Origin of the sequence: Nitrospira sp. BLG_1 (assembly GCF_047338595.1) — a bacterium.
Lineage (GTDB): Bacteria > Nitrospirota > Nitrospiria > Nitrospirales > Nitrospiraceae > Nitrospira_D.
In genome coordinates this window covers 1-20,741 of the sequence record NZ_JBLFBO010000009.1, presented here as the reverse complement: position 1 = coordinate 20,741, position 20,741 = coordinate 1, and the positions used below count along the sequence as shown (strand labels likewise).

Here is a 20,741-nt window from a genome sequence, read left to right as displayed (position 1 = left end):
CGCATCTCCTCGTCAGTATAGATGCACACCAATGGGAGCGGAGTCTAATCAGTCTGATTTGATTCGAGTCTTTGTCTCCGAAGCATCGGATGGAGCCAGAGTATTAGGAGAAGCATTACGTACCAACGGCGAGCTGATCCCCCCTCCGCACGAAGTCTACGAACACTACATTGTCGCCCATCGCCTTCGAGGAGCCGCTGCCCTCTACGGCTACGGGGGAGTATCTCGACTATCTGCTGAGCTTGAAGTAATCCTCGAGCGTGCAAACGACATTGCGCCAACGGACTGGCCTACGGTTGTGAGTGTGATGCGGGAGGTCGTCGCTGGATTGGTGGACTTGATCCAGCAGATTGGTCGCGATGGTCGTGAAGATCAGGATGTCGTGACACGCTGTCTTGAGTCGCTCGAACGGCTTCAGGTTTTGCCGCCCGCAGTATCAGTCAGTTTGGACTATGTTCATCCTATTCTCGACGTTGAGATCCTGTCCTATTTTATTCCGGAAGCGGAAGAGTATCTCCAGACGATTGATGACTTGGTTCGAATTCTTCGTGCAGCGCGTGACAATGACGATGCCATCTATCGTCTCTTTCGTGCCACCCATACCTTGAAAGGGTCTGCCTATACGGTTGGCTTCCAGGTCATTGGAGATATTGCCCGTCCGATGGAAGACGGCATGATCGCGGTAAGAGACAAGCGTCTGGTGTTGTCCGACTCGATGCTTGAGGTGTTTGAGTGCGCAACGCGAACAGTTCGGCTTCTTTTGCGACGTGATCCTCAAGGAGGGTATCAACTGCAGCGTGATGTTCCGGTTCTGATCCACCAACTCATGCAGATGTGTGAGGGGACGCTCTCGGTCGGTCTATTTAGCGGAGGACCGACGGGACCCGATGTCGTCGCAGCTAGTCCCGTAAGACCCGAACCGGTCGTTAGTGTGGAAGTGCCTCCTGTAGACTTGTCTGATGCGTATCTGCTTCCTGATCTCGATCCGGAAGCCCTCTCATATTTCGTTCCTGAAGCACAAGAATATCTTGAAATTTTGGAATCGAATCTTCTGCGTTTGGACAAAGAACCTCAGAATAGGGAGCTGATCAATCAGCTTTTCCGCACGGCCCATACGCTGAAAGGTTCCGCCTACACCGTTGGATTTCAATCAATCGGCGATCTTGTGCATCATGTGGAAGACTTTATGGGAGCCGTTCGCGATGGTCGACTGGTCGTACAGTCAGGCCACACGGACCTTATCCTTCGTTCAGTCGATGTGGTGCGGGTACTGATGCGAAGAGACCTCGGCGCAGTATCGGGCACCAGGCAACGGTTTGACACGACCCGGTCCGACCTCAAGCGATTAGACCAACAAACCTCCGGTGACGTGACGCCTGCAGTTCCACTGGCTGTGTCGTCACGAGACTCTGCATCATCTCCGATCTCGGCGATGGAGCCCGTCGAGAAGGACAAGCCGACAGAGGCGAGGTCATTGGAAGATCGTGAAGTCATTCGTGTCAGTTATGGACGACTCGAACGTCTTATGAATCTCGTGGGAGAGTTGGTCATTGGGCGAGGTCGATTGGAACAACGGTTACGAGTCCTCGAACAACTGTCACAACAGGTTTTGGTCTTCAAGTCCCGGTTGGTCGACTCCGTTCAATCTTTTTCGGATAAGCATACCTTTACCTATCGGGAGACGCCCCAGACTGAGACGGCAGTTGCAATGCGGGGACCGATGGCATTCGGTGATTTTGGCAGCCTCGAACTTGATAAGTATGACGACTTCAATATCCTCGCTCGACGTATTAGCGAAGTGACGGCTGATATCAGCGAGTCATTAGCACAGCTGGATGGCTCGATTCATCGAGCACATGATGATATGAGCCAGTTGCAGCAACTGACTCTCTTAATGCGAGACGAAATTGCTCATGCTCGCATGGTTCCGATCGGGACCCCATTTACACGATTTCGGCGTGCCATCCGAGAGATTGCGCGTGCCTCAAACAAAGAAGTGACCTTGGTGACGTCAGGTGAGCAGACGGAAGTTGATACGAGTGTTGTGGAGCGGTTGGTGGATCCTCTCGTCCATCTGGTACGGAATGCCGTCTATCATGGGATCGAACCGCCAGCGGATCGACTCGCCAAAGGCAAGCCGCCAGTCGGTACCATCCACTTACATGCCGCGCATCGTGGAAATTCCATGATCATTGAGGTGGAGGACGATGGAGCAGGGTTGGATTTAGCTAAAATACGGGCCAAGGTGGTTAGGATGGGACTGGCCGGTGCACAACAGATCGAAACCATCTCCGATGCCGAGCTTCTACAATCGATTTTTCTTCCTGGATTTTCAACGGCTGAGAAGGTCGGCGATCAGGCGGGACGTGGAGTAGGGCTGGATGTCGTGAAGCGGGTCATTGAAGGTATGAATGGCCATATTACCGTGGAGTCAGAACCCGGTGTCGGAACGAAATTTACCCTGAGCCTTCCGGTCACACTGCTGATAGCCACGGCCCTGATTGTCCGGGCCGGTGCTGAACGTTACGCCATCCCATTGCTCAATATTCAGGAAGTGACCATGCCGACCCCATCGTCATGGAGAGTGGAAGGTGAGCGTACCATCTTGCAGGTCGGTGAACGAATCATTGAGGTGCAGTCGTTACAGCATGTACTTCGGAGGGAGTGGTGCACTGTTAGTGGAACGGTGCCGGTCGTCATCGTCCGTACGGCCGGGGGGCCGATTGGGTTAGCCGTCGATGAGCTATTGGGCAGACAAGAAGTCGTCATTAAATCATTGGGTCAATTGAAACCGCTTGTGCATTCGTTCTTCGGAGGAGCGACGATCGATCCAGAAGGGCGAGTCATTTTAGTGATAGATCCAACACGATTGGTTAGGCGAGACAGTAAGGAGTCACGTGTACAGGCCGTGATTTCGAAAAGCCAGGTTCGGCCACAAGACGTGGTTCCCGATCTGGTGAGGACTGCTGAGCCGCAGGATGTTCGCCTGTTATTGGTTGATGATTCCCTGAGTATTCGAAAGTTTGTTGGGAAAATGTTGGAGTCAGCGGGGTATCAGGTTGATACGGCTGTTGATGGAGAAGACGGACTCCGTAAGGCATCGACCTTCTCATACAGCATGATTTTAACCGACCTCGAAATGCCGAAACTGAACGGATTTGAAGTGATTCAAGCCTTACGAAGACGCTCTGAAACTCGTGAAACGCCGGTAGTTGTGATGACGACGCGGGCAGGGGACAAGCACCGACAGATGGCGATCAATATTGGGGCGAATTCCTACATCGCCAAGCCCGTTGAAGAGCGGATGCTGCTTCAGGAAGTCGAACGGTGGGTAGGACCAGCACGAACGCTTGGCAAGTAACCATGCGGAAAGCTTTGGATTGATTGACGAAATACGAATTGTTGCGGAGAATGGCCCCGAAGGCGTTGTTATGAGTGTTTCAGGGAAGACAGAGGAGCCTGTCACATCCGCTTCTACTTCTCCGCCATGTTTGATCATCACAACGATAGGCGGGAGATATTTGGCCTTCGAAGCTGAACATTCCCAGGGGGTACTAACTGGCCAGGACTGGGAGTTCCTTCACCCTCCAGTTGTGAAAGGCGTACCCTATCCCGTGATCGATCTTGCCGTGCGGCTTAATCTTGGAGGCGCGAGGCAATGGGATGAGACCGAAGGGGTGCTCCTTGCAAATGGGAAGTGCCGAGGTTGCGTGCGTGTTCAGAAGGTCCATGGCATTCTTGAGGCCGGTAGGCCTCAAGTTTTGCCTCTTCCTGCGCAGTTCCGTGGACCGGAACGAAGATGGTATCGAGGTATGATCCTCTTTGACCACAGCGTGGCACTCATACTGAATACTGCATGGGTACTTGAAGAACAGCTTGAGGGGGAGGCAAGGACCGAGTCTCAAGGAACGGAATCCGTTGTGGCTTTGCAAGGAACTATGCAAAGCAAGAACCAGACATGCTGAGAACGTCCGGCCATGCTCAGCACCGTGAAACGCCTCGATCATGGCATCTCTTGGTGTTTTCTGTAGGAGGAAGACGGCTAGCGGTGAGGACGTTGGAGGTTGGAGGTATTTCCCAATGGCGTGAGTCGATCCCCGTATCCGGGGGAACTCCCTTTGTTTCAGCCGTGGTTCGGCTTAACCAAACCGTCCTTCCAGTTTTTGATTTGGCTGGAGTGCTACAACGTACCATGCAGGGAAACAGTCTCTTGTGTCTTAGGGTGAAACATTCATTAGGCGATATGGCGATCTGTATCGATGAAGAGATCCCGGTTTTACAGACTCTTGATCTCTCAATGATTCAGCCCTACCGAGATAACGATGTGCCAGCCGAAGGAAGCTACGCTCATGGCCAGGAAGAAGTTCCGATTCTTGCGGTGTCTAGATTGGGGATGGGTTCGTGGTGATACCCGTTGGTCGCGTGACGAAGGAAAGGTGCGAGCATGCCGAAGATCCTAATTGCGGATGACAGTATCGCAGTACGAAAAGTGGCGGAGCGACTGCTCACGGAGGCTGGTTTTCATGTCGCGCTTGCCGCCAATGGAGAAGAGGCCCTCGCCTATCTTGCGAAAGAACAACCCGACGTGGTCGTGTCGGATGTCATCATGCCGGACAAAAGCGGGTACGAAGTCTGTGCGTTTGTCCGCGGGCAGGCCGCGCTTTCGACGACGCCTGTCCTTCTGATCTCCGGTATCGTGAATGATGAAGTGACCAAGCAGGCAGAGTCTTGTCGAGCCGATGGGGTCTTGAAGAAGCCATTCCAAGGTACGTCTCTCAAAGATCGAGTCTTCGAGCTTCTGGCAAAAAAACAGGAGTCATCTCCCGTCGCCCTTAGTTCACCGACCTCCGTTCCCGGCACAGCGGCAGAGAGTAGTCTTCCCGTATCGGGACAGCCGTCGAAGAGTGAACCTCCGGAGGCGAATCACCTTAGAGAGCTGGAACGCCAACTGCAGGGTGAGCGTACTCGTTCGGAGGAGCTCAACGATCGGGTGGCCGCGCTCACAGCACAACTTGTTCGAGCCAAAGAAATCGAATCGCAACTGACGATGGAACGTCAGCGAGTGAGCGATTTGCAGCAGACGGTGACGATACTTGAGCGGCAGGCTGCAAGAATCCCTGAACTGGAAGCAGCGTTCAAGTCAGAACAAGATGTCGTCAACTCACTCAAGCAGGCCTTGTTGAATTCACAGGCGACGTCGAGTCGGGTGGCAGAATTGGAATCGTCTTTGGAAGCTGAACGGGCTGCTGCCGAACAACTTGTTCAACAGCTTGCCGATTTGGAAGGGATCTCCGCAAAGGTGAAGGATACAGAAGCGCGGCTGGCGACGGATCGGCAGCAGATCGTGGATCTTCAGCATGCACGTGCGGCGCTCGAAGCCGAGCTCTCGACCAAACGAAAGAAAGAGACCGAAACAGCCGAGCGAATACAGGAATTGGAAAAAGTGACTGCCAGAATCCCCGAGTTGGAGGGACTTCTTGTCTCGGAACGTGAACGTAATGGAGTGCTTGCACAGCGCGTACTGGAAGCGGAGCAGTCCGCTGAGAGTGCGACGAAGCGTTTTGAGGAGCTTGTGAGAAAATTGGGCGAGATTGCTGGGTTGGCATCTCAACTGGGAAGTGGAAAGGGACAGTCATAGGCTGGATCTCTGGAGCCCGCTTGTGACCGAGATCGTGCTGAAGGACCGACGCGCATGCCTGTTGAAACGGAAGACGGGTTTCAGAAGGAACTAGTTGAGCTCTTCGTGCAAGAGGCCCACGAATGGCTCCAGCAGATTCATGTAGCACTTGATGAACTTCAACAGGCACCGGAATCTGGCAGGCATCGGTCGTTGGCCCAGACGATTAAGGTCGGCATCACCAATCTCGGTGGATCGGCTGCAACCGTCAATCTGACAGATGTCGAACGAGCGAGTTTCTCCGCACTTCCGTTTGTCGAAGCGCTGCAGGATCCGTCCGCTCAAATTTCGTCCGATGACTTCCTCGCCTTGTGTAAGCAGTTGGGGCATATCCATGGTGCCTTGACTCGGGCCACCGGAGTTGCTTTCGAGTCGGCGCCTTCGCAGGTTCCTGAGGCCGGTACTCCCGCGACCATCCCGACCGAGGAGCTTCTGACTCTACTCCATGGGCTTCAGATGAAATCCAGTCTACCAGGCACAATTCCACGGAATCTTATCCGGACCATTACGGCTCAAGCCGAGTCGCTCATACAGCGTGGTACCGGACAGTACCAGATTGCTTCAATTCAAGAATTTCTTGATCGCTCGGCCGAAGGGGACCAAGGGTTCCTCGCACTTGTTCAACAGCACGAGAGGCATCTGACGGATATTCTACAGGCACTCACCGCGGACGGCATTTCGACTCAGGGAGCCTCAACTGACCTCCTCATGGGCGTGGAGCGCGTGGCTCAGCTATGGTCGGCTGCACAACAGGTGAATGCATCACAGGCTATGACATTCTTCATGGGGTTGCATAGTTTTCTCACTATTGTGTCACAACAACGCGTTGCCATCTCAGCACAGAGCATGGAGGCTGTTCAGTCGCGTTTGGTCCAGTGCGTACAAGCCGTCGAAGAATGGGTGGAAAGTGGGAGAGCGGAACGGCTCGCCATCCAAGGAGTGTTATTTCCCTGAACAGGGATCTCTGTGATCACTTTCGCTAGTCACCGTCAGCGAGTTGTCCGCAGTGTATACTCCTCTGATGGCGACTATAGTGTAGGGGTGTGATCGTGAAGACGTGGTATGAGCGTGCGATCCAGAGTTTGAATGAAGCCGCACTGGCCGTGCAGGAAAGGAACAATATTCCGATCCGCAGTCTTGAATCGCTTGCTTCAAATATCGTTGCGTCGCTCCATGAGACGGATGAACTCGTCGTCGAAGCGCTGTCCGGGCCACCAGGCTCGCCACTGTTGACCAACCTCCTGAATGTTTCGATCCTAGGTACACGAGTTGGGATTGGATTGGGATATTATGGTGATGAGCTGCATCGACTCGCGCTTGCCGGACTCGTTCATGATATCGGGTTATTTGCGGTACCTACAGAATTACTGAGCAAGAGTGGCAGACTCACTCCTGAAGAACGGACGCTGATCGAACAACACCCGGAACGCGGAGTCGAGATCATTCTCCAGTGTGACCCTACGTTGCATTGGTTGGCGCAAGTAACATGTCAGGCCCATGAACGATGGAACGGACGGGGCTATCCCCATCGCCTCAAGGGAAGACAGATCCATGAAATAGCCCAGATCTGCGGATTGGTTGATGTGTTTGATGCCTTGGTGAGTGAGCGTCCGTATCGACCCAGGTTGTTTCCGCATGAAGCTGTGAAGGAACTGCTTGTGACTGAACGCACCACCTTCCCACGGGAGATTCTGAAGGCACTGGTTGAGCAGTTGTCGGTGTATCCGCTTGGAACCACGGTCCGACTCACAACCGGAGCGGTGGGAGTCGTGGTGAAGATCAACAGTCGTTATCCTCTTCGTCCGGTCGTGAAAGTGACTGCAGAAGAGCGTGGAGATGATGCGCAATCTCACGAGTTAGACTTGAGCCGCACTCCGTTGATCGCGGTTCTTGAGACTTTAAAGCCGCCTGTTGTAGGTCAAGTTCAGGTTGGAACGGTGTTGTCGAGGCCGCCTGTGTCTTCTGCGACAATCGGTGTTTCGGATCATTTCACATCGTTACTTGAGAGTCTTGACGCCATCACCTCCACTCTTCAAGCGGTTGTTGATACTCAAAAGCGTCAGTCTTAATCGAGCAGGAATCTGCTCCTCCCTCAGCGTCGCTGATCCCGCTCTCTGTCCCAGGTCGCTTGTCCTACGATCTTCCCTTCCTTTGCGGAAAGTGAAATGCGTCATGGCTTAGCTGGATTCTCAAAGCCGTCTTAGGTCGAATTGTGTGGTCCAACTTTGATCCAGAAAGGTGGCCAGCCGGAATCTTTGGAATGTCAAGGACATAGAGCGGTTTCGCCGAGATCTCTGAGAAGCAAGAGAGAGGCTGCGGTGGAATGAAGGGAGAGATCTCCACTTTTCTGGGAAGCTCGACATCGTTATAATACCTCTCCGATGAGTCGTTCTCTCGTGAACTAGAAAGGGAATCGCGTGCCAAAACTTATTACTATTCATCATCCGCAGCAAACAATGCAACAGGCGCTCGAGTACGTGAAGACGTATATTCTCTTTCCATCGGGCTTTCTCGGCCTGGTCTGTTTGGTTGGTAGTGTTGGAGGACTTGGTTACCAGTTGCTCGGAACTGATAGTTACACCTGGGATACCTTTTTTCAGAGCTCAGGACTGTTTTTGTCAGGCATAGGTCTGGGAGCGGCACAAACTCTGTATCAGCGGTACCTTCTACGAGAATTCCCTGAAGTTCTGGCGGCGCGTATGCGGGACGGTTTGAACAGACAAAAGGGGAAGCTCAAGAAACAATCCGCTGCCCCGGACATTGAACATGCAGGACGCCAACTGATTCCACTTGCCTACGGTATGGGTATCCTGTTGCTTGTGGGAAGTGCCATCGCCGCCTTCTCCTACGGACGTGTGCACATGATTCCAGCTATTCTCATGCCATGGGCAGGGTTCTTTTGGGCCAAGATGTTCCTCTGGCGGAGAGTGATCACTGTTGCAAAGTGATGAAGGACGGATCGTCAGGAACGACGCTTCTTTGCCGTAGCGGTTCGTCGTGATGACGTCGAGGCTTGGCGTTCCAGAGCCGTAACGCGCTCTTCCAACTTACGGACTGTCTCCCGTGTTTCAGGAAGCTGAAAGATCCCACCCTGAATTCGTAGGGCCTTTTCTCGTGGCATTGCGGGTATGCCGCCGACGATTTGATTCGCTTCGATACTGCGATTGACGCCGGATTTTGCCGCAATCATCACCTGATCACCAATGGTGAGATGATCAGCGAGGCCGGCTTGACCGCCGATCATGACATATCGGCCGATAGTCGTGCTTCCAGCGATGCCCACCTGTGCGACAAGGATGCAATGCTCTCCGACAGTGACATTGTGGGCAATTTGGACCAGGTTATCGACTTTCGTCCCCTGTTTGACCAGGGTATGGCCGAAGGTAGCACGGTCGATCGTCACATTCGCACCGAGTTCCACATCGTCCTCAATGACCACGTTGCCGAGTTGGGGGATCTTATGGTGTCGGCCTTGATGTTGAACATAACCGAACCCGTCAGCTCCAATGACCGTACCGCTATGGACGATCACACGAGCCCCAAGGCAACAGCCTTCGCGGACCACGACATTGGGATAGAGAACGCAATCATCTCCGATCGTTGAATCTGACCCGACGAAGACCCCCGGGTAAAGAGTGACGCGATTCCCAATCGTCACGCGGTCACCGAGCGTCACAAACGGCCAAATGGACGGGTCGGATCCGATTCGTACATCAACTCCCTGCATGACCTGATCGGCGATTCCTCTAGGAGGCGGTGTCTGCACGAAAAATCTCTGTGCCACACGGGCGAATGCCAGCATGGGATTGTCGACCACAATCTGTGGAATGGCCAGATCCGGCTGATGTCGATGGATCAGGAGGGCCGCAACCTGGGCATGTGCGGCGGCTTTGGCCATTTTGTCGTTGGTCACGAAGGATAAGGCACAGGAGTTGGCTTGGCCGAGGCTGGTCAGCGCAGAGACCTGGGTCTGGAGGTCACCGTGAACGGTCCCGCCAACGACTTCATGGATTTGGGCGAGCGTGAGTGGTGTGGGAAGTTGAGGCCTGCTCATCGTGTTGCACCCTTCTTCTTGACCTTCGAGGTCGCTGACGACGTTGCCCTGGGCTTCTTCGAGGAGGCAGGCTTGGGTTTGAGCGGCGAGGGTTTCTTTGAAGCGGGTCTTGACGAGGGGGCCTTCTTCGAGGCGGATTTCCTCGAAGTTGTCTTGGGGGATGCTCCTGGCTTCAGTGATTCAGATTTCGCATTCGACGGGGATGCCGCGAGCTGTCGTTGGACGTAGGCAGCCACGGATCCGACGGTACTGAGCCCGGGAAGATCTTGATCGGGAATTTGAAGCTTGAAGCGTTCTTCGATTTCGAACAGCAATTCGATGACGGCGACTGAGTCAAGTCCTAAGTCATCTCGGAGATGGTGGCTCTCCGTAATGGACGCAGGGTCTCGCTTCAAGTAGGTGGCCAAGGCATGCACGATTTTTTCAGTGATCGCAGGGTCGATCCGCTCAGTCATTATGAGTACTCCTTCAGTGGAATGAGGCTCTTCGCTGTAGCGTCCGCGAGGAGGCGCCTCACTATCAATCATTCAGTCTACTTACGCCACAAATTTCTTGAAGACCACGGTGGCATTATTGCTGCCGAATCCAAATGCATTTAAGAGGGCATACCGAATCTTTCGTTCTTGCACCGTCCGACGAATGCCGTCCAACCGACAGTCCGGGTCAGGTTCCTCGTAATTGGCGGTCGGGTGAATCTGCCCGGTATGGATCGCCATCGTAGTGGCAACGGCCCCGATCGCACCGGCTGCGCCGAGCGTATGGCCGACGAGGGATTTTGTGGCATTGATGGCAATCTTGTCCGCACGATTCTTGAACAGGTTCCGGATCGCCTTCGTTTCGACGGCATCTCCGATCGTGGTCGACGTCGCATGGGCATTGATGTAGTCGACCTGATCGGACCCGATCCCGGCGGATTCCAGGCCGATCTTCATGGTCATACTGATCTCCTGTCCATCCTCCTGAGGAATAACCATGTGGTAGGCTTCGCTCGTCGCTGCATATCCGGCGAGCTCGGCGTACACTCTGGCCTTCCGTTTCTTGGCATGTGCCAGAGACTCCACGATTAATGCGGCTGCCCCCTCACCCATGACGAAGCCGTCTCGACGTCGGTCGAATGGGCGTGACGCGCGTTCAGGGGCATCGTTAAACTCACTGGATAGGGCGCGCAGAGAGCAAAATCCCGCAAAGACCAACGGAGTAATGCTGGCATCGGCGCCAACGGCAATGACGACGTCGGCTTGACCGGTGCGGATGCAGTGGAGCGCCTGGCCGAGAGCATGAGCGCTGGACGAACAAGCCGTTGAGATCGTGAGGTTGGGGCCTTTGGCTCCATGCGCCATGGCGACAATCCCCGAGGCGGAATTGAGGGTAATGGTTGGAATAAAATTGGGGTGGACACGATGGGGGCGTTGGGTTTTAAAGAGCTGTGTAATCTCCCGTTCACCCATGACCATTCCGCCCATGCCCGCTCCGACAATGACTCCGACGCGGTGGGGGCGTTCTTTTGCCATATTGAGGTCGGCGTCAGCCAACGCTTCCTTTGCAGCGACTAAGGCAAACTGTGCATAGCGATCGACGCGACTGGCTTGGGTGGCGGTCAGGTATTGTTCTGGTGAGAAGTTATGGACTTGTCCGGCTACTCGAGAACGGTAGTCCGACATGGGGACCCACCCCAAGGAGGGAATGGCGGTTACTCCCGAACGACCGGTCATGGCCGATTTCCAGAACTCACTCACACCGATCCCGATCGGAGATATCACTCCAAGACCTGTGATCACAACACGTGAGGCCATGCTTCTCCCTCCTTATAGTGGCGCCACGGCGCCTTTCTTACCGGAAGACCGGTAGACAGTCAACTAAGAAACGGGTGTCTAATGGCGAACTTTTAGCAATAAATACAGACCGAAGCTCAAGAAGAGGGCATTCGCCATCCAACCGGCTAGAACAGGTGCCAGTGCTCCTCCTCTTCCTAACGCGATGGCAATGGAATGCGTAGTCCAATAGCAAAATCCCACAATGAAGGCTTGTCCGATTCCCACGGTCATACTCCCTCCACGGACTCCGCTCCGTCGGAGACTCAATGCAATGCCGACGAGGACCATCACGATCGTGACCAAGGGCAACGCCATACGGTCGTAGTAATCCGTCAGCAGACGGGAAAAGGTAAACCCTTCCTGCCGAAAGCGTTCAAGGTAGCTGTGAATTTCCCTGAAGGTCATCGTTTCTGAGTTTCCGACGAGGGAACTCGAGAAATCGTCAGGAATCAGCGGAAGGTTGATGGTCTGTTCGGAAAACCGAGCGAGCTCCACGGTTTCATCGGAATGAAATTGGCGGTGAAATCCATTGCGAAGGACCCAGCCGTTCGTCGCATAGCGGGCTTCCTCAGCTTCGGTGATCCGGTCGAGTTGGAACGGCGGACGGAAATAAAAAATGCGTACCCCTCGCAGGGTCTTACCTTCTGCATCGATTTCGGCAACCTTCATGAGGCTATGAGCGCTGATCCGAGCCCATGGTTGAACAGCCTTGACGGTGACAGGCACCGGTTTTTGCTCGATTTGGACGGCACGGACCTCCTCGGCTTTTTCGGAAGCGAGGGGGATGATGGTTGAGCTGAAGCTGAAGAGGATGACCGAGATGCCGCTGGCAAAGAGAAGAAAGGGAGATGACATCCAGAGCAAACTCACTCCACAGCTTCGCATGGCCGTGATTTCGTTGCTGCGTGAGAGAAGGCCGAGCGTCAGCAGGGTGGCGACGAGAACGGCAAACGGTGCGACTTGGAAAGAAATCGAAGGGATCTTCAGAACGAAATACAACAGGATCGGCAGGATGCCGGATTCATAGCGGAGAAAGCGACGGACTTTTTCAAAAAAGTCGATGACCAAATAGATCGTCACCAAGCCGGAAAAGCACATGCCGAATATTTTTGAATACTCGCGGAGGATATAGCGGAACAGAATCGTCATTGTGCTAGTGCGTGCTCACCCGGTAAAACAAAACAAGAGTGATGATCATAAAAATAACGTTGGGCAGCCACGCGCCCCAGAATGGATGAAGGATCAGGGCCGTTACCAGAAAGTCACATCCGACATTCAAGATGTAGAACGCGATGATGATGCCGACCCCAACGGCAAAGCCACCAACGCGGCCAGACCGTTTCGAGACGATTCCGACCGGGACGCCAAGGAGGCAAAATACGAGCGAGGCCGTTGGGAAGGCCAAGTCTCGATAATATTCCATCATCCGCCGAAGCGCGCCGGCATCTTTGCCGCCGGTTTCAGCGAGGCGTGCGGTGATTTGGTCGTATGACGGGCGTTCCTCCGTCGCGGAATAACTACTGAGGTTCAAGTTGATCTTGATGTCATAGCTGGCAAACGCAATCTGTTGAGACTGGTCGATCTGAGGGGGACGGCTATGAATCATGCCGTTTTCCAACTGGAGCGCCACATGGTTATGCTCGGCATCCATGAAAATTCGATAATGTTCCGCCACAATGACGCGTGGCTCGTTGGGGAGACGTTCATCCGAGATGAAGATGCCGGAAGCTGGACGATCCGGCTCAGCTTCTGGGACATAAATCATCATGTGTGGAATCGGTTCGTTGAAGGTGCCGCGTTCCAGGGCGAGGGCGAGTTGGTCCTTCAAGAGATTGAGTGCCACCTTCTTCAGATTGAGTGAACTCCACGGCTGTCCCCACTGCGATAAGACCAAGGTTAACGTGAAGACGCAGACGGAAAACAACAGCACCGGTTGCGATAGGCGAACGAGACTGAGCCCGGCCGCTCGCATGGCGACCAGTTCTTTATCAAAGGACAACCGGCCAAAGGCGGTGACCGAGGCGATCAGCCCGGCAATGGGAAGCGTGAGGACAAGCCCAGAGGGAAGCAGCATGGCGATCACTTTCAGGACGGCCCAGATCCCAACTCCTTTGGAGACGAGGAGCTCGACGAGGCGCAGGAGTTCTCTGGTCAGCATGACAAAACAGAGAGCCCCGAGGCTGAGCCCGAACGGAGTCAGAAGCTCGGTGAAGATGTAGCGATCGAGTAGTGTGCGTAAGATCACAGAGTTTCAGAGGTGGAGAAGTTGTCGACACTATAGGAGAGTCCATCTTCCTTGTAAACACAGGAGAAAATCTTGTCACTAAAGATTCCCTTGACAGAGGGTACGCCCTATGTTACATGCAGCGCGAAATTTATTCTAATATGATGATGGGTTCTGTGAGCGATTCATCACTCCTTCAGGTGCCCGTCCCTCTCTGCCAGCCGAGTGCGTGTCCGTTCTATTCTCGAGTTCTCATCGAACAAAACGTGGGTGGAGGCGCTACGTAACTATTCGTCGTTGTTGACAAAAGGAGGAGTCCGTGAAGACAAAAGGTACGGTCAAGTGGTTCAATGATCGAAAAGGATTTGGGTTTATTCGGTTGGATAGCGGGGACGATGTCTTCGTTCACTACTCTGCGTTACAAGGAGATGGGTTCAAGACGCTCAAAGAGGGTGAAAACGTTGAGTTTGATATCGTACAAGGGGCCAAAGGCCCACAAGCGGCCAACGTGCTGAAGGCGGTCATTGCCGCCTCGTAATCATTCATTCATATCTCTTGTTCGGTGGAAGAACTGCTTCTCCTGGTCATAGACAGGGGGAGCGGTCTCTTTCGCCGTAGCGAGATTCCTGCCCGATTCCCTCAATTTCTAGACAAAACCCATTGAGACTGTTAGCGTTTCCCTGTTCCGTTCATGGAGGGCATACTTGTGCCACCCGATCGCGGTCGTATTCTTCAACAGGCTCAGCTGCTGGCGTCCCGCGGACAGTATGATGCGGCGATTGCTGAGTGGAAAAAGCTTGCCATTGACAGTCCTGCCGACGGCAGCATCTACAATACGATCGGTGATTTGCACATCAAGCGGAACGTGCCTGGTGAAGCAGCATCGGCCTATCTGCAGGCGGCTTCGGCCTTTCGGGCGGAAGGAGCCACCCTCAAAGCGATGGCCGCGTTCAAGAAGGTCCTTAAGTGTGATCCGACGCGATATGAAGTCTACCGCTACCTTGGGGACTTGAATGTAGAACGAGGCCTTATCAGCAGTGCCGTACAGGATTATCTTACGCTGGGGAAGTATTACCTCAAAGAGCGTCGTGGAAAGGATGCGCTTGACGTCTACAAAAAAATTATCGCGCATGATCCGTCGAATCTCAACGCGCAGCAACGTGTCGCAGAACTTTGTATTCAAGAAAATCAGCAGGATGAAGCGACAAAGGTCTATCTCCAGTTGGGTCGAGAGAAATCAGCACAGGGGCGATACGATGAGGCCAAGGACGCGTACCTTGCCGTCCTGAAGATTGATCCACAAAACAACGAGGCGGCTCAATTTGTTGAGAGCCTCAAACATGGTGGAACCGGTTCGGTCAGCGCGGTGAAACCGACCACTTCGACATCGGTGCTGAAATCCACACCGATGCAGAAACCTACGGAACCGCTTGATCTGCTGGCCGAAGCCGTTCGGCGCGTTGCTGAAAAGCAGTACAGCGGCGCCGAAGCCATTTTGAACCAACTATTGACCCGAGAACCTGGAAACCCGCAGGTCTGCCAACTCCTGGCTCGGTTGCATTTACAACGTGGCGATGTGCAAGTCGCAGTAGGAGAATACCGATTTTTGGCCGGAGCTGCGTTGCGTGCGCATGACCTGAATCTTGCGGAATCACTGATTCAAGAAGTGTTGGCCGTGGAGCCCAATTCCGTTCCCTTGTTGGAGCTGAACGGCGAACTGTACGAAGAAAAAGGCGACCACGCAGTGGCCGCGCTTCAGTATGCCAAGGCGGTCGACGTGTTATTAGCCCATCCAGAGCCTGGAATGGAAAGCCTCCACGAGGAATTGTTTGAGAAGGTGCAAACCCTCGCTCCTGATGCCGACTTCGTGAAGAAATTAGCCGAAAGGGTGAAGAAGGGGGCAACGGGAGGAGCAAATGGGGAACAAGAAGAGGTGCGGATCGAAGATCCGCTTGCAGATCGTCACGATGAGGTATCGGAGAGAGGGCCGGCAGCGCAAGAGACAGAAGAGATTGCGATTGTAGGGGCTGAGCCAGATGCTGTCTCGTATTCGGCAAATATTTTTGCAAGGGATGATGAGCCACAAGCGATCACGATAGCTCACGATCAGGAGACTCACCCTCAGGCTCAAGACATCCCCTCTGCCTCGACAGTAGATCTCCCGGTAACTTCCACCGTGGTCCGGCTGTCAGTTCCTCATTCAGGCGAGGCGTCGATCGACCAGCTGTCGAGCAATACATCGACTTTACACACATCCACCAAGACGCAGAAGGAGCCGGTGAAGGAACCAGTCGGGACGCCGCCTGACTACGAAACCCACTATGCATTGGGAGTGGCGTATAAGAATATGGGGTTGTACGGAGAAGCTCATGCGGCGTTCCAGGTCTCCATGGGTAATGACGCCTTCTATCTCGATTCGGCTTTGATGACAGCCGTCTGCTTGAAAGAAGAGCAACAGTTCGCCAAGGCGATCGCGGGACTTGAGACTGTCCTGAGGGATCCTCGGTGTCAAGGGGCGAAGGGGCAAGCCATTCGCTATGAGTTAGGGCTTCTTTATGAAGCAGAGGAACAATGGGAGAAGGCAGCCCATGTATTTCAAGCCATCCCGTCGTTTCACGATGTTCCGCAGCGGCTGGCAACGCTCAAGGGAAAACAACGGGGAGCGGACGTCGGGTTTCGATACGCGTCGTAGGAGGCAGCGCTATCTCTGCGGTACACCTCTGTTCACTTGATTCGGTGCTGGGCGACCTTCCAATACGGCCGCAATATTTCTCAAACAGATGAGTCCCATACGTACACGAGTTTCGAGCGTGGCAGATCCGAGGTGAGGAAGGAGTACGACGTTCGAGAGGGAGGTCAACGCAGTAGGGACATGTGGTTCCTGGGCATAGACATCTAATGCAGCCCCGCCGATGGATTTCGTCTCGAGTGCGGCAATCAGCGCGGACTCGTCGATCACGGCCCCTCGTGAGGTGTTGATCAGAAAGGCCGTCGGCTTCATCAGTCCCAACTCACGGGCTCCGATCAGGTGATGAGTTGCTGTGTTGAGCGGAACGTGCAGTGAAAGGAAATCGGATTGCGCAAGGACGGCATCAAGAGGCTGGTGGACCCACGTGACATCAGGTGGAGAAGCAACAGTATGACGGCCGGTGTAGATGACCCGCATTTGAAACCCGCTTGCCCGTTTCGCAACGGCCTGACCGATGCGGCCCATGCCGATAATGCCCAGTGTTTTTCCTGAGATGTCAGCGCCCAAGAGTTGTGTAGGACTCCATCCGGGCCATCCACCACGTCGGAGCCACCGGTCGCCCTCCACAAGTCGCCGAGCAACCCCAAGCAACAAGGCCCAGGTTAAGTCTGCTGTCGCATCGGTCAGCACGTCGGGAGTATTGGTTACGATGACACCACGCTGAGTTGCGGCAGGTACATCGATGTTATTATAACCGACGGCATAGTTGGCGATGACTTTCAGGCGTGTCGCTTCGGACAAGAGTGAGGCATCAATAGCGTCGCTCAATGTGCAGATGACCGCATCAGCTTCTGCAAAACCCCGACGGAGTTCATCGGCCGTAGGAGAGTGATCTGTCGTTCCCGCGAGGATGCGGTAGTCTTTGGGAATCGCCTCCAGGACCGGTTGCGGTAACAGGCGAGTGATATATAAGGTTGGACGATCCATCGCGCGACCTATTGTAGGGGAAACGGCGGTTCAGGGACAACGAGTTCCAGCATTCCGGAATAGATTTGGCTAGGAGGCGTACGACGTGATGGCTACTTCCTCTCCCTTGATACAACCGACGAAATCTCACGCGATCGCCAATGATCTTCGCGCCCTTCTCGGCTCTACAAAGGTCAAAGACGATGTGCCGAGCATTACGGCCTATGCAGTGGATGCCAGCATCTACCGCATTCCTCCGCAGGCCGTCGTCCTCGTGGAGTCGGAAGACGATATTGCCGCGACGATTGGCTATGCCGTCTCCCGAGGCATTCCCCTTACCCCTCGGGCAGCCGGCACGAATCTCACTGGGTCTGCGATCGGTTCCGGGATCATCCTTGATGTCTCACGCCTGAATCAGATTCTGGAGGTCAATCGCGAGGAACAATGGGCGCGCGTCCAGCCGGGAATGGTTTTGGCGGAACTCAATCGGCAACTCAGCTCTCACGGGCTGATGTTTGGGCCGGACCCATCGAGCGGGGACATGTGCAAATTGGGTGGGATGATTGCCAATAATTCTTCCGGCCCACATACGCTCCGCTATGGCTCCGTCAAAGACAATATCCTCCGGCTCCGTGTGTGCCTCACCTCCTCGTCCTGGGTAGACGCACAATCCTATGCCCTCACGGATCCGTCCCTCGAACGTCTCTTAACCATGGTGCCGGCCTTGCGGGAGATCTTGATTCTGGTCCAGGCCCACGCGGATCTCATCGCTGAGAAACAGCCAACCGTGAGCAAGAACAGTTGCGGGTACAACCTGTTCGGGGTCGCGGACGGGCTTGCGCGAGGCATGGTCGATATTCCAAAGCTGTTTGTCGGCAGTGAAGGAACGCTCGGTGTCGTCAGCGAAGCCCGGCTGACCTTGGTGAAGAAGCCCTCCGCGACGCTGACTGCCCTGATCCACTTCGCTCATCTTGAGGAAGTCGGTGATGCCGTGCCGCAGCTCCTGACTCTTCGACCAAGTGCGTTGGAAGTGATGGATGCCAACACGCTCAACCTCATTGGGCGGGCGGCCCATGGCATTCCGGCGGACGCTGCGGCGACGCTACTCCTAGAGTTGGACGCGGACTCAATCGAAGTGGATTTGCATGAGCAGGCCGAAGCGCTGGGTACGATCTGTCGTCCCTACCGGCTGGCCTCGGCGCCCATGCTTGCGTTCGATGCTGAACGGCGGGAGCAGCTCTGGAAAGCACGGAAAGCCCTGTACCCGACGCTCTACCGGTTCGATCCAAAAAAGAAACCGATCAACTTTGTCGACGATGTCGTCGTTCCGGCCGGACGGATCAGTGAGTTGATTCGCTACTTGGAAGAATTCTTTGAAGGGCAAGACGTGCCAGTGGCCATCTTTGGCCATATCGGGAATGGCAATGCGCACATCGTTCCACTGCTGGATGTGAACAACCGTGGTGATTTCGAGAAAATGGTGCAGGCCTATCAAGAGATTCATTCGACCGTGTTGAATCGGTTTGGTGGATCGATTTGCGGCGAACATGGAGACGGTCGTATTCGTGCCGAATTCGTGAAGCGGATGTTTGGTGGCGAACTCTACGATCTATTTAGACAGGTGAAGAACGCGTTCGACCCTGGGAATGTGCTGAATCCCGGCATCAAGCTCAGCAACGAGTCCTTTACCGAGCATATCGATTACACCAGGCTCTCCAAATCCTGCGCGACCTGTGCGAAATGCAACTCGGTCTGTCCCGTGTACGATGTATTTCAATCGGAAGACATGAGTGCCCGCGGCTGGTTTGAGATTGTGACGGCGAAAGACTACAGCTACCTGAACTCGAAGCGAGTGGTCGAAGCCTGTCTCAACTGTAAATCCTGCCGGACGATTTGTCCGGCTGGCGTGGATGTGTCAGATCTCATTCTTCAGAAACGGGCTGAGCATCCCAACCGATTGGCCGGGTGGATTTTCCGAAGTCAGGCAAAGGGAGTGAATTTTGACGCGCTGCTCCACATTCTGGCTGCCACGCAGGTCATCTGGGATCGTCCGTTCTTCAGGAAAGTGCTGGAACGGATCATGGCGCCGATCATGAAGCAGTTGGCTCCAACCGCTCGGTTGCCACATGACCTCACGTTACCGAAACTGGCACACCGGCACTTGCGTGAACGCTATGCACAGTTGACCACCAATGGAGCCGACCCCTTGCCACAACGGACCGTGGCCTATTTCCACGGATGTGCGGCCAACTATTTTGACGATGGAGTCGGCGACGCGGTCATCGAGGTCTTGCAAAAGCATGGAGTTGAACCGGCGCTGCCTCCCCAGCGCTGCTCGGGAACGCCGATTCAAACCTATGGACATGTTGATCTCGTGCGTGACGGAGCCCGATTCAATATGCGGTCGTTTGCGTCGTATGAAACGATCGTGACCGGCTGCGCATCCTGCACGCTTATGCTGAAGGATTATCCCACCCTGTTTGCCGAAGGCCCTGAGCGGGTACAAGCGGAGTCGCTGGCCAAGAAGGTCGTCCATATTTCAGAATTTGTCGCCCGCTCACAGCAGCAGCCTCCCATGGCTCAAAGCTTCGGTGGCACACAACGTGTGACCTATCATGCCTCATGCCATCTTCGTGCGGCAGGTGTGAGCAAGGAACCGAGGCAGGTGCTGTCGTCGTTGCCCGGCGTCAACTTTGTAGAGATGCAGGATGCCGACCGGTGTGCCGGTGCTGCGGGGACCTACGTGATCAAAGACTATGACACCTCGCAGAAGATTTTTGACCGAAAAGCCCGCGCGATCACGAAGACCGGTGCCGACGTGGTGGCGACGAGTTGTCCTGCTTGCATGATCCAGCTCAAGAACGGGTTGCGCGAATCCGTTCAAGTGAAACATGTCGCGCAACTGCTTCAGGACGCCTATCGGGCAGGAGAGGCTGAGCAGAGGTGAGTCTGTGTCGAAGATCCTGTATAGTGTGCGTTCGTGACGCATGTGAGTGGATGATGTGGTGAGGATGCGATGGTATCAATCCAGATCTTTGGTCAGACCTTGCGAGCCGCAGTTGATGAGAGTGAGATCGAAGTACCCGTTTCAGGTACGACCTCGGTAAAGCAACTCATCGAAGCCAATCCTGGACAACTCGGGGGGCTACGCTCGTTTATTCAGAACCGAGAAGCGCTCATCACTGTCAATAAGAAGATCGGTTCGGAAGATTCATCGGTGCGAGATGGTGATGCCGTAAAGATCTCGTACCAATCCAGGACTTCCTACGACGGCAACCGCGATATTCCTACCTAGCCCGCATGATCGGCCTCTCTAG

17 protein-coding genes are annotated in these 20,741 nt (G+C 54.4%); 11 read left to right on the top strand and 6 right to left on the bottom strand.

The features are described 5' to 3' along the window. The first annotated feature begins 31 nt into the window (after nucleotides 1-31). The 7 genes from ACMTNU_RS10140 to ACMTNU_RS10110 all read left to right on the top strand — a co-directional run bounded on the left by ACMTNU_RS10140 (nucleotide 32) and on the right by ACMTNU_RS10110 (nucleotide 8,625). Nucleotides 32-3,361, top strand: coding sequence for an Hpt domain-containing protein (locus tag ACMTNU_RS10140; RefSeq protein ID WP_413935126.1), 3,330 nt, complete (start codon nucleotides 32-34; stop codon nucleotides 3,359-3,361). Nucleotides 3,362-3,431: 70 nt separating this feature from the next. Continuing rightward, nucleotides 3,432-3,965 carry a chemotaxis protein CheW gene (locus ACMTNU_RS10135; protein ID WP_413935125.1) on the top strand — a complete coding sequence of 178 codons (534 nt, stop codon included), beginning with the start codon at nucleotides 3,432-3,434 and terminating at the stop codon, nucleotides 3,963-3,965. Further along, nucleotides 3,959-4,408: a chemotaxis protein CheW gene (locus ACMTNU_RS10130; RefSeq protein ID WP_413935124.1), complete on the top strand. Its 450-nt coding sequence runs from the start codon at nucleotides 3,959-3,961 to the stop codon at nucleotides 4,406-4,408. Before ACMTNU_RS10135 ends, ACMTNU_RS10130 begins: the two co-directional genes overlap by 7 nt. 36 nt (nucleotides 4,409-4,444) lie before the next feature. After that, nucleotides 4,445-5,638 (top strand): response regulator, encoded by a 1,194-nt coding sequence (locus tag ACMTNU_RS10125; protein WP_413935123.1) that lies wholly within the window; start codon nucleotides 4,445-4,447, stop codon nucleotides 5,636-5,638. A gap of 54 nt (nucleotides 5,639-5,692) precedes the next feature. Continuing rightward, on the top strand, nucleotides 5,693-6,631 hold the full coding sequence (locus ACMTNU_RS10120; protein ID WP_413935122.1) for a hypothetical protein: 939 nt from the start codon (nucleotides 5,693-5,695) through the stop codon (nucleotides 6,629-6,631). A gap of 95 nt (nucleotides 6,632-6,726) precedes the next feature. Further along, nucleotides 6,727-7,746, top strand: a complete 1,020-nt coding sequence (locus tag ACMTNU_RS10115; protein ID WP_413935121.1) for an HD-GYP domain-containing protein — start codon at nucleotides 6,727-6,729, stop codon at nucleotides 7,744-7,746. A gap of 348 nt (nucleotides 7,747-8,094) precedes the next feature. Continuing rightward, the gene (locus ACMTNU_RS10110) at nucleotides 8,095-8,625 is read left to right on the top strand and encodes a hypothetical protein (protein ID WP_413935120.1); all 531 of its coding nucleotides are present in this window, start codon (nucleotides 8,095-8,097) and stop codon (nucleotides 8,623-8,625) included. A gap of 14 nt (nucleotides 8,626-8,639) precedes the next feature. Here the strand turns inward: ACMTNU_RS10110 and lpxD are convergent, their stop codons facing one another. The 5 genes from lpxD to ACMTNU_RS10085 all read right to left on the bottom strand — a co-directional run bounded on the left by lpxD (nucleotide 8,640) and on the right by ACMTNU_RS10085 (nucleotide 13,790). After that, nucleotides 8,640-9,731 (bottom strand): UDP-3-O-(3-hydroxymyristoyl)glucosamine N-acyltransferase, encoded by a 1,092-nt coding sequence (lpxD, locus tag ACMTNU_RS10105; protein WP_413935119.1) that lies wholly within the window; start codon nucleotides 9,729-9,731, stop codon nucleotides 8,640-8,642. Continuing rightward, nucleotides 9,728-10,186, bottom strand: coding sequence for a phosphopantetheine-binding protein (locus ACMTNU_RS10100; protein WP_413935118.1), 459 nt, complete (start codon nucleotides 10,184-10,186; stop codon nucleotides 9,728-9,730). The genes lpxD and ACMTNU_RS10100 overlap by 4 nt, the downstream gene beginning before the upstream one ends. Nucleotides 10,187-10,267: 81 nt before the next feature. Further along, complete coding sequence (gene fabF / locus ACMTNU_RS10095; RefSeq protein ID WP_413935117.1) at nucleotides 10,268-11,524, bottom strand: beta-ketoacyl-ACP synthase II; 1,257 nt, start codon at nucleotides 11,522-11,524, stop codon at nucleotides 10,268-10,270. 78 nt (nucleotides 11,525-11,602) lie between these two features. Continuing rightward, entirely contained in the window at nucleotides 11,603-12,694 is a 1,092-nt protein-coding gene (lptG, locus tag ACMTNU_RS10090) for an LPS export ABC transporter permease LptG (protein WP_413935116.1), read from the bottom strand. Nucleotides 12,695-12,698: 4 nt separating this feature from the next. After that, a complete protein-coding gene (locus tag ACMTNU_RS10085; RefSeq protein ID WP_413935115.1) occupies nucleotides 12,699-13,790 on the bottom strand; it encodes an LptF/LptG family permease in 1,092 nt (363 codons plus the stop codon). A 298-nt stretch (nucleotides 13,791-14,088) separates the two neighbouring features. Between ACMTNU_RS10085 and ACMTNU_RS10080 the strand changes: the two genes are divergently transcribed. Together ACMTNU_RS10080 and ACMTNU_RS10075 are read left to right on the top strand one after the other, a co-directional pair. Then, nucleotides 14,089-14,307, top strand: a complete 219-nt coding sequence (locus ACMTNU_RS10080) for a cold shock domain-containing protein (RefSeq protein ID WP_090749335.1) — start codon at nucleotides 14,089-14,091, stop codon at nucleotides 14,305-14,307. Nucleotides 14,308-14,475: 168 nt separating this feature from the next. Continuing rightward, nucleotides 14,476-16,461: a tetratricopeptide repeat protein gene (locus ACMTNU_RS10075; RefSeq protein WP_413935114.1), complete on the top strand. Its 1,986-nt coding sequence runs from the start codon at nucleotides 14,476-14,478 to the stop codon at nucleotides 16,459-16,461. Between the two features lie 9 nt (nucleotides 16,462-16,470). On the opposite strand, the gene ACMTNU_RS10070 is transcribed toward ACMTNU_RS10075, so the two are convergent. After that, a complete protein-coding gene (locus ACMTNU_RS10070) occupies nucleotides 16,471-17,445 on the bottom strand; it encodes a 2-hydroxyacid dehydrogenase (protein WP_413935113.1) in 975 nt (324 codons plus the stop codon). A gap of 88 nt (nucleotides 17,446-17,533) precedes the next feature. Here ACMTNU_RS10070 and ACMTNU_RS10065 point away from each other — a divergent pair, with 88 nt between their 5' ends. Then, nucleotides 17,534-20,371 carry an FAD-binding and (Fe-S)-binding domain-containing protein gene (locus ACMTNU_RS10065; protein ID WP_413935222.1) on the top strand — a complete coding sequence of 946 codons (2,838 nt, stop codon included), beginning with the start codon at nucleotides 17,534-17,536 and terminating at the stop codon, nucleotides 20,369-20,371. A 69-nt stretch (nucleotides 20,372-20,440) separates the two neighbouring features. Continuing rightward, nucleotides 20,441-20,719, top strand: a complete 279-nt coding sequence (locus ACMTNU_RS10060) for a MoaD/ThiS family protein (RefSeq protein ID WP_413935112.1) — start codon at nucleotides 20,441-20,443, stop codon at nucleotides 20,717-20,719. Nucleotides 20,720-20,741 lie beyond the last annotated feature (22 nt).